The sequence below is a fragment of the Limnohabitans sp. YIMB22184 genome (assembly GCF_048020265.1).
GTDB lineage: Bacteria > Pseudomonadota > Gammaproteobacteria > Burkholderiales > Burkholderiaceae_C > Limnohabitans_A.
In genome coordinates this window covers 2,587,015-2,599,806 of sequence record NZ_CP171843.1, presented here as the reverse complement: position 1 = coordinate 2,599,806, position 12,792 = coordinate 2,587,015, and the positions used below count along the sequence as shown (strand labels likewise).

Genomic DNA, 12,792 nt, shown 5'->3' with positions numbered 1-12,792 from the left:
TTTCAAGCCCGCTAGACCCTAGCGGGCTTCCTTGTCTGATAAGAGTCTTCGTGAGCGAGGGCTCAACAAAGGTTTCAAGCCGTATGGCAACGTCTGAAGTTCAAACTGTGAATGCTGCTGGTGACAAGATGCGTCTGGTATTAGCTGGTGCATTGGTCATTGCTGCATTGGTGGCCTTCTACATGTTGGCCGGCAAAGGCGGCTTGGCGCAATGGGCGGGGCTGCTCGCAGGTTTGGCTGCCAGCGTGGCGGTGTTTTTCACCTCCGAGTCGGGGCGCCAATTAGTGGCTTTCGGCCGTGATGCTGTTCGCGAAGTCAAAAAGGTGGTATGGCCCGAACGTAAAGAGGCCATGCAGATCACGGCTTATGTCTTTGCCTTTGTGGTGGTGATGGCTTTGTTCTTGTGGCTCACCGACAAAACTCTGGAATGGGTTTTCTACGATCTGATTCTTGGGTGGAAAAAATAATGAACGATGCTGTAGTCAACGCCCCAATGGCGGGCTCCTCGACCAACCCAGACCTGAAGTGGTATGTGGTTCATGCCTATTCGGGCATGGAAAAGGCAGTCGAGCGCAACATCATTGAACGCATCGCCCGCTCGGGCATGCAGTCCAAGTTTGGCCGTATTTTGGTGCCCACCGAAGAAGTGGTCGAAGTCAAAAACGGTCAAAAACGCACCACCGAGCGCAAGTTTTTCCCCGGCTATGTGCTGGTGGAAATGGTGATGGACGATGAGACCTGGCACTTGGTCAAGCACACCAACAAGGTGACGGGCTTTGTGGGTGGCGCCAAAAACCGCCCCGCACCAATTTCTGAAGCAGATGTTCAGAAAATCGTGAGCCAGATGCAAGAAGGCACGGACAAACCACGTCACAAGGTGGAGTTCGAGGTGGGTGAATACATCCGCGTCAAGGAAGGCCCTTTCACTGACTTCAATGGCACGGTCGAAGAAGTCAATTACGAACGCAACAAGATGCGTGTGTCCGTTACCATTTTTGGTCGCGCCACCCCCGTTGAGTTGGAATTCGGTCAAGTCGAAAAGACCTGATCGGTTTTAAAAATCTGTCAGGCACTTACCGACTCGGTGTCCGGCAAAATCTCAGAGTCGTTAACCCCGGGGAGCCGAGGGCCTGACGGTCCCAGGCGTTACAACCCGCAAGGAGAAAAGCATGGCGAAAAAAATCGTCGGCTTCATCAAGCTGCAAGTGCCAGCTGGTAAAGCCAATCCATCACCACCCATCGGTCCTGCACTGGGCCAGCGTGGTTTGAACATCATGGAATTCTGCAAGGCGTTCAACGCCCAGACCCAAGGCGTTGAGCCTGGCCTGCCATTGCCTGTGGTCATCACGGCGTTTGCAGACAAATCCTTCACCTTCATCATCAAGACGCCGCCTGCAGCGACCTTGATCAAGAAGTCCATCAAGATCGACAAGGCTTCGACCAAGCCAGGTCTGGAAAAGGTCGGTAAGATCACCCGCGCTCAGCTGGAAGAAATCGCCAAAACCAAGATGAAGGACCTGACTGCCGCCGACCTGGATGCAGCCGTTCGCACCATCGCTGGTACTGCCCGTTCCATGGGCGTGAATGTGGAGGGCGTGTAAATGTCCAAGCTCACCAAAAAACAAAAAGCTCTCGCTGGCAAAGTGGACAGCCTGAAGCTGTACGCATTGTCCGATGCCTTGACTATTGTCAAAGAGTGCGCCACTGCCAAATTTGATGAATCCATCGATGTGGCCGTGCAACTCGGTATCGATGCCAAGAAATCCGACCAAGTGGTCCGTGGCGCTGTCGTGTTGCCCAACGGCACCGGCAAAACCGCCCGCGTGGCTGTGTTCGCACAAGGCGCCAAGGCTGATGAAGCCCGCGCTGCTGGTGCCGACGTGGTCGGCATGGACGACCTGGCTGCCCGTGTGAAGGCTGGCGATATGCCTTTCGACGTGGTGATCGCTGCGCCTGACGCCATGCGCGTGGTTGGTACTTTGGGTCAAATCCTGGGCCCACGTGGCCTGATGCCTAACCCCAAAGTCGGCACAGTGACGCCTGACGTGGCCACGGCCGTGAAGAACGCCAAAGCCGGTCAAGTGCAATTCCGTGTGGACAAAGCCGGTATCGTGCACGGCACCATTGGTCGTCGTTCGTTCGACACTGACAAGTTGCAAGGCAACTTGGCTGCATTGGTGGAAGCTTTGGTGAAAGCCAAGCCTGCGACCAGCAAGGGTGTTTACCTGCGCAAGGTGGCCGTGTCTTCGACCATGGGCGTAGGCGTTCGCGTCGACACACAATCCATCTCGGCGTGATGGCAAAGATTTGAGGAGCTCAACCGAGCGCCTCAATGTGGTGGGCCGCTGGTCTTGCAAAAGACTGGCGGGCCATCCAAGACCGTTGGTGCACACCCCGTGTGCTTAATCAACAAAACCTCAAGTTTTCTTGAAGTTTTGGGCCAACGCAGATGGCGATCCCGCTGCAGATGGATGAAGATCCAAAACAGTTGGTCGCTGCAAATAGGCGTGTTCAAGGGGCAACCCGGACAACACATACAAAGGAGTAGACCTTGAGTCTGAATCGCAGTGAGAAAGAAGCGGTCATTTCCGAAGTGACCGACCTCGCCGCTAAAGCTCAAACGCTTGTGATGGCGGAATACCGTGGTATCACGGTCGCTGACATGACCAACCTGCGCGTCAAAGCTCGCAGCCTCGGCGTTTCGCTGAGTGTGTTGAAAAACACCTTGGCTCGCCGTGCTGTGACAGGTACGCAGTTTGAAATTGTCGCCGACCAGATGACCGGTCCGCTGATCTATGGCTTCTCTGAAGATGCAGTGGCCGCCGCGAAAGTGGTGGCTGACTTCGCGAAAACCAATGACAAGTTGGTCATTCGCGCAGGTGCATTTGCAGGCAAGGCCTTGGACGTGAACGGCGTTAAGCAATTGGCCAACATTCCTTCGAAGGAAGTGTTGCTGGCTCAGTTGTGTGGCTTGCTGATGTCGCCGATGTCCCGCACCGCCGTGGTGTTGGGTGCTTTGGCGGCCAAAAAAGGCGAAGGCGAAGCTGTTGCCGCTTGAGGCCAGCGTTCGTGTTTTAACCAATTGTTAGGAAATCAAAATGGCATTCGATAAAGACGCATTTTTGACCGCGCTGGACAGCATGACGGTCATGGAACTCAACGACCTGGTGAAAGCCATCGAAGAGAAGTTTGGCGTGAGCGCTGCCGCCATGGCCGCTCCTGCTGCTGCTGGTGGCGGTGCTGCTGCTGCCGCTGAAGAGAAGACTGACTTCAACGTCATGTTGCTCGAAGCCGGCGCCAACAAAGTGTCCGTGATTAAAGCTGTTCGCGAAATCACCGGTCTGGGCTTGAAAGAGGCCAAAGACCTGGTTGACGGCGCACCCAAAGCAGTCAAGGAAGGCCTGCCAAAGGCTGACGCTGAAGCTGCCAAGAAGAAGCTGGAAGAAGCTGGCGCCAAGGCCGAGCTGAAGTAATTCGGTTTTGTTCCAAGGCTGGAGTGCCCGAAAGGGCCTCCAGCCTTTGGTGCTTGAAGAGCACACTGAAAAGCGGCCCCAGTGATGCTGTTTTTTCAGTGTTTTAGCGAAACACCGGAAAGTAGATTGGCCTCAGTCTACTTTCCAGTGTTTTCTGACCCGACTGCAGAAGACCCTTGGTACGGGTTGCGTGCAATGCGCAATCGTCCGCCAACGCTGGTAGAGGCCAGCCGCCAAGACCGTTGAGAGAGTGCAACAGCTCGCTCAACATACAGTTCTGAAAGATCAAGCCCGGAGATCTCATGGCCTATTCATACACCGAACGCAAGCGAATCCGCAAAAGTTTCGGCAGCCGCGAAAGCGTGCTCGAAGTTCCTTACCTGCTGCAAATGCAAAAAGACGCCTACACGTCCTTCTTGCAGGCAGGTGTTGTTTCATCCAAACGTACACACGAAGGCCTGCAAGCCGCATTTGAGTCGGCCTTCCCGATCGTGTCCCACAACGGTTTTGTGGAGATGAAATTTGTCGAGTACAACCTGGCCAAACCTGCGTTTGACGTGCGTGAGTGCCAGACCCGTGGTCTGACTTTCTCGTCGGCCGTTCGTGCCCGCGTGCAACTCATCATTTACGACCGTGATTCTTCGACCTCGCAAAACAAGGTGGTTAAAGAAGTCAAAGAGCAAGAGGTCTACATGGGCGAAGTGCCTCTGATGACCGACAAAGGCTCCTTCATCATCAACGGCACTGAGCGCGTGATCGTGTCCCAGCTGCATCGCTCGCCTGGCGTGTTCTTTGAACACGACAAGGGCAAGACCCACAGTTCGGGCAAACTGCTGTTCTCGGCCCGCATCATTCCTTACCGCGGCTCATGGCTGGATTTCGAATTCGATCCGAAAGACATTTTGTACTTCCGCGTCGACCGTCGCCGCAAGATGCCGGTGTCTATTTTGCTCAAGGCCATTGGCCTGAACCCTGAGTCGATCTTGGCGAATTTCTTCGTCAACGATAACTTCCGCCTCATGGACAGCGGCGCACAAATGGAATTTGTGGCCGAGCGTCTGCGCGGTGAAGTGGCCCGCTTTGACATCACCGACAAGTCCGGCAAAGTGGTGGTAGCCAAAGACAAGCGCATCACGGTGCGCCACACCCGCGAACTCGAGCAGTCCGGCACTACGCACATCAGCGTGCCCGAAGACTTCCTGATCGGTCGTGTTGTTGCCCGCAGCATTGTGGATGCCGACACCGGTGAAATCATCGCCAAGGCCAACGAAGAATTGACCGAAGCTTTGTTGAAAAAGTTGCGTACTGCCGGTGTGCAGGACCTGCCATGCATCTACACGAACGAACTCGATCAGGGCGCGTACATCTCGCAAACCCTGCGCATCGACGAAACCGTTGATGAATTCGCTGCCCGCGTGGCCATCTACCGCATGATGCGCCCTGGCGAGCCACCGACAGAAGACGCTGTGCAAGCCCTGTTCCAGCGCTTGTTCTACAACCCCGACACCTACGACCTGTCGCGCGTGGGTCGCATGAAGTTCAACGCCCGCGTGGGTCGCCCCGACTCCACAGGCCCCATGGTGCTGACCAACGAGGACATCCTCGCCGTGGTCAAGATCCTGGTGGACTTGCGCAACGGCAACGGCGAAGTTGATGACATCGATCACCTGGGCAACCGCCGCGTGCGTTGCGTCGGCGAATTGGCCGAAAACCAGTACCGTACCGGTCTGGCACGTATCGAAAAGGCTGTGAAAGAGCGTTTGGGTCAGGCCGAGCAAGAGCCGCTCATGCCGCACGATCTGATCAACTCCAAGCCGATTTCAGCGGCCCTGAAAGAGTTCTTCGGTGCTTCGCAGCTGTCGCAGTTCATGGACCAGACCAACCCGTTGGCCGAGATCACCCACAAGCGCCGTGTGTCGGCCTTGGGCCCAGGTGGCTTGACCCGCGAGCGCGCCGGCTTTGAAGTGCGCGACGTGCACGTGACCCACTACGGCCGCGTGTGCCCGATTGAAACACCCGAAGGCCCGAACATCGGTCTGATCAACTCGCTGGCTTTGTACGCCCGACTGAACGAGTACGGTTTCATCGAAACCCCGTACCGCCGTGTGGTGGATGGCAAGGTCACGATGGACATCGACTACCTGTCGGCCATCGAAGAAGGCAAGTACGTCATCGCCCAGGCCAACGCGGCCTTGGACAAAGACGGCAAGCTGACTGGTGATCTGGTCTCTGCCCGTGAAAAAGGCGAATCCATCCTGTGCGGCGCCGAGCGCATCCAGTACATGGACGTGTCGCCCGCCCAGATCGTATCCGTGGCCGCATCGTTGGTGCCGTTCCTGGAGCACGACGACGCCAACCGCGCGCTGATGGGCGCCAACATGTCGCGTCAGGCCGTGCCTGTGCTGCGCCCTGAGAAGCCCATGGTCGGTACCGGCATCGAGCGCGTTGCAGCGGTTGACTCCGGCACCGTGGTCACCGCCACCCGTGGCGGCATCGTGGACTATGTGGACGCGACCCGCATCGTGATCCGCGTGAACGACGCTGAAGCTTTGGCCGGTGAAGTGGGTGTGGACATCTACAACCTCATCAAGTACCAGCGTTCCAACCAGAACACCAACATCCACCAGCGCCCCATCGTCAAGCGTGGCGACAAGCTGGCCAAGGGTGACGTGATCGCCGACGGCGCATCGACGGACCTGGGCGAAATCGCGATCGGTCAGAACATGCTGATCGCCTTCATGCCCTGGAACGGCTACAACTTCGAAGACTCGATCTTGATCAGCGAGCGCGTGGTGGCCGAAGACCGCTACACCTCGATCCACATCGAAGAACTCGTGGTCATGGCCCGCGACACCAAGTTGGGTGCCGAGGAAATTTCGCGCGACATCCCCAACCTGTCCGAGCAGCAACTGGGCCGTCTGGACGACTCCGGCATCATCTACGTGGGTGCTGAAGTGCAACCTGGCGATGTCTTGGTGGGCAAGGTCACGCCCAAGGGCGAAACCACCCTGACACCCGAAGAGAAACTGCTGCGCGCCATCTTCGGTGAAAAAGCCAGCGATGTGAAAGACACCTCGCTGCGCGTGGACCAGGGCTCGCAAGGCACTGTGATCGATGTGCAGGTCTTTACCCGTGAAGGCATCCAGCGTGACAAGCGTGCCCAGCAGATCATCGACGACGAACTCAAGCGTTTCCGTTTGGATCTGAACGACCAGTTGCGCATCGTTGAAGCCGATGCATTTGACCGGATCGAGAAGTTGCTGGTGGGCCGTGTGGCCAACGGTGGCCCTCAAAAGCTGGCCAAAGGTACCAAGATCGACAAGGCCTACATGGCCTCGGTCGAGAAGTTCCACTGGTTCGACATTCGTCCTGCAGAAGACGATGTGGCCATGCAGCTCGAGTCGATCAAGAATTCGCTGGAGCAGACCCGTCACAGCTTCGACTTGTCGTTCGAAGAAAAGCGCAAGAAGCTCACCCAGGGCGACGAGTTGCCTGCTGGCGTGCTCAAAATGGTCAAGGTGTATCTGGCCGTCAAGCGCCGCTTGCAGCCTGGTGACAAGATGGCCGGTCGTCACGGTAACAAGGGTGTGGTCTCCAAGATCGTGCCTGTCGAAGACATGCCTTATATGGCCGACGGTACACCTGCCGACATCGTGCTGAACCCGCTGGGCGTGCCTTCACGTATGAACGTGGGTCAGGTGCTCGAAGTCCACCTGGGCTGGGCTGGCAAAGGCATCGGTCAGCGCATTGGCAACATGCTGCAAGCCGAAACCCAGCGCATGGAAAAGATCGCCGAGCTGCGCAAGTTGTTCGAGCAGCTCTACAACAGCATGGGCCGCAAGGAAGACCTGTCGCAACTGACGGACGATGAAGTGTTGGCCATGGCTGACAACCTCAAAGAAGGTTTCCCCTTTGCAACGCCCGTGTTCGATGGTGCGGCCGAGGAGGAAATTCGCGCGATGCTGCACCTGGCTTACCCCGATGACCTGGCTAAGGCCAAAGGTCTGACGGCCACACGCACGCAAGCCAACTTGTTTGACGGTCGTACAGGCGACGCCTTTGACCGTCCAACCACCATTGGCTACATGCACTTCCTGAAGTTGCACCACCTGGTGGACGACAAGATGCACGCACGCTCGACCGGTCCTTACAGCTTGGTCACACAGCAGCCGCTGGGTGGTAAAGCGCAGTTCGGTGGTCAGCGTTTCGGTGAGATGGAAGTGTGGGCGCTGGAAGCGTATGGCGCCTCTTACGTTCTGCAAGAGATGCTCACTGTCAAGTCCGATGACGTGCAAGGCCGTACCAAGGTGTATGAGAGCATCGTCAAGGGCGAACACTCCATCGAAGCGGGCATGCCCGAGTCGTTCAACGTGCTGGTCAAGGAAATCCGTTCGCTGGGCCTTGACATCGAGCTCGAGCGTTCTTAATCCACAGGCAAAGGATTCAAACCATGAAATCACTACTCGACCTGTTCAAGCAGTTCACGCCCGATGACCACTTCGATGCGATCCGTATCGGCCTGGCATCGCCCGAGAAGATCCGTTCGTGGTCTTTCGGCGAAGTGAAAAAGCCGGAAACCATCAACTACCGTACCTTCAAGCCCGAGCGCGATGGTCTGTTTTGCGCCAAGATCTTTGGCCCCATCAAAGACTACGAATGCCTGTGCGGCAAGTACAAGCGCCTCAAGCACCGCGGCGTGATCTGCGAAAAGTGCGGCGTTGAAGTCACACAGACCAAAGTGCGTCGCGAGCGCATGGGCCACATCGATCTGGCTGCGCCTTGCGCCCACATCTGGTTCCTGAAGTCGCTGCCTTCGCGTCTGGGCCTGGTGCTCGACATGACGCTGCGCGATATCGAGCGCGTGCTTTACTTTGAAGCTTACGTGGTGACCGACCCCGGCATGACCCCGCTGAAGAAATTCAGCATCATGTCCGAGGACGACTACGACGCCAAGGTCAAGGAATACGGCGATGAATTCGTCGCCAAGATGGGCGCTGAAGGCATCCGCGAGTTGCTCGAAGGTATCGACATCGAAAGCGAAATCGAGCGTTTGCGTGGTGATCTGACCGGCTCTGAATTGAAGGTCAAGAAAAACTCCAAGCGCCTCAAAGTGCTGGAAGCCTTCAAGAAGTCGGGCATCAAGCCCGGCTGGATGGTGCTCGAAGTGCTGCCCGTCTTGCCGCCGGACCTGCGTCCGCTGGTGCCGTTGGATGGCGGCCGTTTTGCGACCTCCGACTTGAACGACTTGTATCGCCGCGTCATCAACCGCAACAGCCGTCTGCGCCGTTTGCTGGAACTGAAAGCGCCCGAGATCATCGCCCGCAACGAAAAGCGCATGTTGCAAGAAGCCGTGGACAGCTTGCTGGACAACGGCCGCCGTGGCAAGGCCATGACCGGTGCCAACAAGCGCGCCCTGAAGTCCTTGGCCGACATGATCAAAGGCAAGAGCGGTCGTTTCCGTCAGAACTTGCTGGGCAAGCGCGTGGACTACTCCGGTCGTTCCGTGATCACCGTGGGCCCAACCCTCAAGCTGCACCAGTGCGGTCTGCCCAAGTTGATGGCGATTGAGTTGTTCAAGCCCTTCATCTTTGCGCGTCTCGAAGCCATGGGCATCGCGACCACCATCAAGGCCGCCAAAAAAGAAGTCGAAGCCGGCACCCCGGTGGTGTGGGACATCCTGGAAGAGGTCATCAAAGAGCACCCCGTGATGCTCAACCGTGCGCCGACGCTGCACCGTTTGGGTATCCAGGCGTTTGAGCCCTTGCTGATCGAAGGCAAAGCCATTCAGTTGCACCCCCTCGTTTGCGCGGCCTTCAACGCCGACTTCGACGGTGACCAGATGGCCGTTCACGTGCCCCTGTCGGTGGAAGCCCAGATGGAAGCCCGCACCCTGATGCTGGCTTCGAACAACATCCTGTTCCCCGCTTCGGGCGAGCCTTCCATTGTTCCTTCGCAGGACGTGGTGCTGGGTCTGTACTACGCGACCCGCGACCGAATCAATGCCAAAGGTGAGGGCCTGATCTTCTCCGACATCGGTGAAGTGCAGCGTGCTCTGGACGCCGGTGCCGTGGAGTTGACCGCCAAGATCAACGTTCGCATGACCGAATGGACCAAGGACAAAGCCACCGGTGAATTCATCCCGTCGGTGTCGATGGTGGAAACCACCGTGGGCCGCGCCTTGCTGTCCGAGATCCTGCCCAAGGGCCTGCCCTTCAGCAACCTGAACAAGGCGCTGAAGAAAAAGGAAATCTCCAAGCTGATCAACACATCGTTCCGCAAGTGCGGTCTGAAAGAGACCGTGGTGTTTGCCGACAAACTGTTGCAAAACGGTTTCCGTCTGGCCACACGCGCCGGCATCTCGATCGGCATCGACGACATGCTGGTGCCGCCTGAGAAGCCCGCCATCATCGAAGCCGCCGAAAAAGAAGTCCGCGACATCGAGCAGCAATACGTCTCTGGTCTCGTGACCGCTGGCGAGCGCTACAACAAGGTGGTGGACATCTGGGGCAAAGCCGGTGACGTCGTCTCCAAGGTGATGATGGACCAGCTGCGCAAGGAAAAGACCATTGACCGTCACGGCAAGGAAGTCGATCAGGAATCGTTCAACTCGATTTACATGATGGCCGACTCCGGTGCCCGCGGTTCTGCAGCGCAGATTCGCCAGCTGGCCGGTATGCGTGGCCTGATGGCCAAACCTGACGGCTCCATCATCGAGACCCCCATCACGGCGAACTTCCGTGAAGGTCTGAACGTGTTGCAGTACTTCATCTCGACACACGGTGCCCGTAAGGGTCTGGCCGACACGGCTTTGAAGACTGCCAACTCAGGTTACCTGACCCGTCGTCTGGTGGATGTGACCCAAGACTTGGTGGTGACCGAGCTCGATTGCGGCACTTCGGATGGCTCGCTGATGCGCGCGATCGTTGAAGGTGGTGAAGTGATCGAATCGCTGCGCGACCGTATCCTGGGCCGCACCGTGGCCGAAGATGTGTTGCACCCCGAAACACGTGCTGTTCTGGCTGCTGCGGGCGTGATGCTCGAGGAAGACCTGATCGACGAACTCGAAGCCGCTGGCGTCGACGAAGTCAAGGTCCGTACCGCATTGACTTGCGAGACCCGCTTTGGTTTGTGCGCCAAGTGCTATGGCCGCGATCTGGGCCGTGGTGGTCTGGTGAACAACGGCGAAGCCGTGGGTGTGATTGCCGCTCAGTCGATTGGCGAGCCTGGCACGCAGCTGACCATGCGGACTTTCCACATCGGTGGTGCGGCTTCGCGTGCAGCGGTGGCCTCCAGCGTGGAAGCCAAGTCCAACGGCATCATCGGCTTCAATGCCACGATGCGCTATGTGACCAACTCCAAGGGCGAGCTGGTGGTGATTTCCCGTTCGGGTGAAATCGTGATCCACGAGCATGGCCGTGAGCGTGAGCGTCACAAGGTGCCTTACGGTGCCATCTTGTCGGTCAAGGCCGACCAGACCATCAAGGCCGGCACCATTTTGGCCAACTGGGACCCATTGACCCGCCCGATCATCACGGAATTCGCCGGTCAGGTGAAGTTCGAGAACGTCGAAGAAGGCTTGACCGTGGCCAAGCAGCTCGACGAAGTCACGGGTTTGTCCACCTTGGTGGTCATTGACCCCAAGCGCCGCGGCGCGGCCAAGGTCGTCCGCCCCCAAGTCAAACTGATCGACGCGCAAGGCAAAGAAGTCAAGATCCCCGGCACCGACCACTCGGTGACGATTGGCTTCCAGATCGGCTCGCTGATCCAGGTGCGCGACGGCATGGACGTGGGCCCAGGCGAAGTGCTGGCCCGTATCCCGGTCGAAGGTCAGAAGACACGAGACATCACCGGCGGTTTGCCCCGTGTGGCCGAACTGTTCGAAGCCCGCACCCCCAAAGACAAGGGCATGCTGGCCGAGATCACCGGTACCGTGTCGTTCGGCAAGGAAACCAAAGGCAAGGTCCGCTTGCAGATCACCGACCCTGAAGGCAAGGTCTGGGATGAACTGATCCCCAAAGAGAAGAACATCCTGGTGCACGAAGGCCAAGTGGTCAACAAGGGCGAGAGCATTGTGGACGGCCCGGCCGACCCACAAGACATTTTGCGTCTGTTGGGCATCGAAGAGCTGGCCCGCTACATCGTGGACGAAGTGCAGGACGTGTACCGTTTGCAAGGCGTGAAGATCAACGACAAGCACATTGAAGTGATTGTTCGTCAGATGCTGCGTCGCGTGGTGGTCGAGAACATCGGTGACTCCAACTACATCTCCGGTGAGCAGGTGGAGCGTTCCGAAATGCTCAACACCAACGACGCTCTGCAACGCGAGGGCAAGATCCCTGCGACTTTCAGTAACCTGTTGCTCGGTATCACCAAGGCCTCTTTGTCGACCGACTCGTTCATTTCGGCCGCTTCCTTCCAGGAAACGACCCGCGTGTTGACCGAAGCGGCCATCATGGGCAAGCGCGATGAGTTGCGTGGTTTGAAAGAAAACGTGATCGTGGGTCGCTTGATTCCTGCCGGTACGGGGTTGGCTTACCACCAGGCCCGCAAGGTCAAGGATGCCATGGACGACGCCGAGCGCCGTGCCATTGCAGATGCCGAAGCGGCTGACCTCGCAGGTCCTGTGACAGAAGATGTCGTCACCGATGCAGGCGAAGCTGCCTGAGTGACCCGTTCACCCTTCACCCGGTGAGCAACGTGAACAGCCCCTGCACCGTTCGGCGGTCAGGGGCTGTTTTTTATGGCGAGGAATCGAGAGAGAGGGGAACGCATGACGGCGTTGATCGTGGGATTGCTGTTGGCCATCACTGTGTTTTGGGCGGTGGGCGCACACAATCGTCTGGTGCGATTGCGTGCCGAAGTGGTGCGGCAATGGAGCAGTGTCGATGCTGTGTGGCTACGCTTGTTGGTTCGCATGCAAGGCGGTATAGCCGCACGCCAGTCCCAGACTGAGCCGGCGGGCGCAGATGATCTGCAAGCCCTGCAATCGGCTTGCGATGAACTGCTCGAAGCCTTGTCCCAAGCCCGTTTGCAAGTACTGGATGTAGACAGTCAAAAGCAGGTGCTGGTGCAACACCAAAAGGTGCTGGCCGAGATACGGCTGATGTTGCAAACAGAAAACGAGGCGGTCAAGCCGGATTTGGACATCGCGTTGAGCCGCATGCGTCAGACGCTGCCCGCGGCGCTCATTCCCTACCATGTGGCCGTAGCCGCCTACAACGAAGCTTTGGCCATGCGTCCGGCCTCTTGGTTGGCCAAGCATTTGAAATTCCAGCCCGCGATGCGAATGGACTTGTCCATGGGTGCCGCTTGAGATCCA

General features: G+C 57.7%; 9 protein-coding genes. All 9 read left to right on the top strand.

What is annotated here, in order from left to right; translation table 11 throughout:
* Positions 1-83 precede the first annotated feature (83 nt).
* The 9 genes from secE to ACHEXL_RS11800 all read left to right on the top strand — a co-directional run bounded on the left by secE (position 84) and on the right by ACHEXL_RS11800 (position 12,786).
* A complete protein-coding gene (secE, locus tag ACHEXL_RS11840; protein ID WP_416561351.1) occupies positions 84-467 on the top strand; it encodes a preprotein translocase subunit SecE in 384 nt (127 codons plus the stop codon).
* Complete coding sequence (gene nusG / locus ACHEXL_RS11835; RefSeq protein ID WP_416559638.1) at positions 467-1,048, top strand: transcription termination/antitermination protein NusG; 582 nt, start codon at positions 467-469, stop codon at positions 1,046-1,048. The genes secE and nusG overlap by 1 nt, the downstream gene beginning before the upstream one ends.
* 121 nt (positions 1,049-1,169) lie before the next feature.
* Positions 1,170-1,601 carry a 50S ribosomal protein L11 gene (rplK, locus tag ACHEXL_RS11830; RefSeq protein WP_062407242.1) on the top strand — a complete coding sequence of 144 codons (432 nt, stop codon included), beginning with the start codon at positions 1,170-1,172 and terminating at the stop codon, positions 1,599-1,601.
* Positions 1,602-2,297, top strand: a complete 696-nt coding sequence (rplA, locus tag ACHEXL_RS11825) for a 50S ribosomal protein L1 (RefSeq protein ID WP_416559637.1) — start codon at positions 1,602-1,604, stop codon at positions 2,295-2,297.
* A 254-nt stretch (positions 2,298-2,551) separates the two neighbouring features.
* Positions 2,552-3,058, top strand: coding sequence for a 50S ribosomal protein L10 (gene rplJ / locus ACHEXL_RS11820; RefSeq protein WP_416559636.1), 507 nt, complete (start codon positions 2,552-2,554; stop codon positions 3,056-3,058).
* A 40-nt stretch (positions 3,059-3,098) separates the two neighbouring features.
* Positions 3,099-3,473 (top strand): 50S ribosomal protein L7/L12, encoded by a 375-nt coding sequence (gene rplL / locus ACHEXL_RS11815; protein ID WP_019428453.1) that lies wholly within the window; start codon positions 3,099-3,101, stop codon positions 3,471-3,473.
* Positions 3,474-3,775: 302 nt separating this feature from the next.
* Complete coding sequence (gene rpoB / locus ACHEXL_RS11810; protein WP_416559635.1) at positions 3,776-7,900, top strand: DNA-directed RNA polymerase subunit beta; 4,125 nt, start codon at positions 3,776-3,778, stop codon at positions 7,898-7,900.
* A gap of 23 nt (positions 7,901-7,923) precedes the next feature.
* On the top strand, positions 7,924-12,138 hold the full coding sequence (rpoC, locus tag ACHEXL_RS11805; RefSeq protein WP_416559634.1) for a DNA-directed RNA polymerase subunit beta': 4,215 nt from the start codon (positions 7,924-7,926) through the stop codon (positions 12,136-12,138).
* A 105-nt stretch (positions 12,139-12,243) separates the two neighbouring features.
* Positions 12,244-12,786 carry a hypothetical protein gene (locus tag ACHEXL_RS11800; RefSeq protein WP_416559633.1) on the top strand — a complete coding sequence of 181 codons (543 nt, stop codon included), beginning with the start codon at positions 12,244-12,246 and terminating at the stop codon, positions 12,784-12,786.
* Positions 12,787-12,792: the final 6 nt, after the last annotated feature.

Bases quoted from the DNA above. Each gene is read 5' to 3' on its own strand.
- secE (WP_416561351.1), top strand. From the start codon at position 84: ATGGCAACGTCTGAAGTTCAAACTGTGAATGCTGCTGGTGACAAGATG.
- nusG (WP_416559638.1), top strand. From the start codon at position 467: ATGAACGATGCTGTAGTCAACGCCCCAATGGCGGGCTCCTCGACCAAC.
- rplK (WP_062407242.1), top strand. From the start codon at position 1,170: ATGGCGAAAAAAATCGTCGGCTTCATCAAGCTGCAAGTGCCAGCTGGT.
- rplA (WP_416559637.1), top strand. From the start codon at position 1,602: ATGTCCAAGCTCACCAAAAAACAAAAAGCTCTCGCTGGCAAAGTGGAC.
- rplL (WP_019428453.1), top strand. From the start codon at position 3,099: ATGGCATTCGATAAAGACGCATTTTTGACCGCGCTGGACAGCATGACG.
- rpoB (WP_416559635.1), top strand. From the start codon at position 3,776: ATGGCCTATTCATACACCGAACGCAAGCGAATCCGCAAAAGTTTCGGC.
- rpoC (WP_416559634.1), top strand. From the start codon at position 7,924: ATGAAATCACTACTCGACCTGTTCAAGCAGTTCACGCCCGATGACCAC.
- ACHEXL_RS11800 (WP_416559633.1), top strand. From the start codon at position 12,244: ATGACGGCGTTGATCGTGGGATTGCTGTTGGCCATCACTGTGTTTTGG.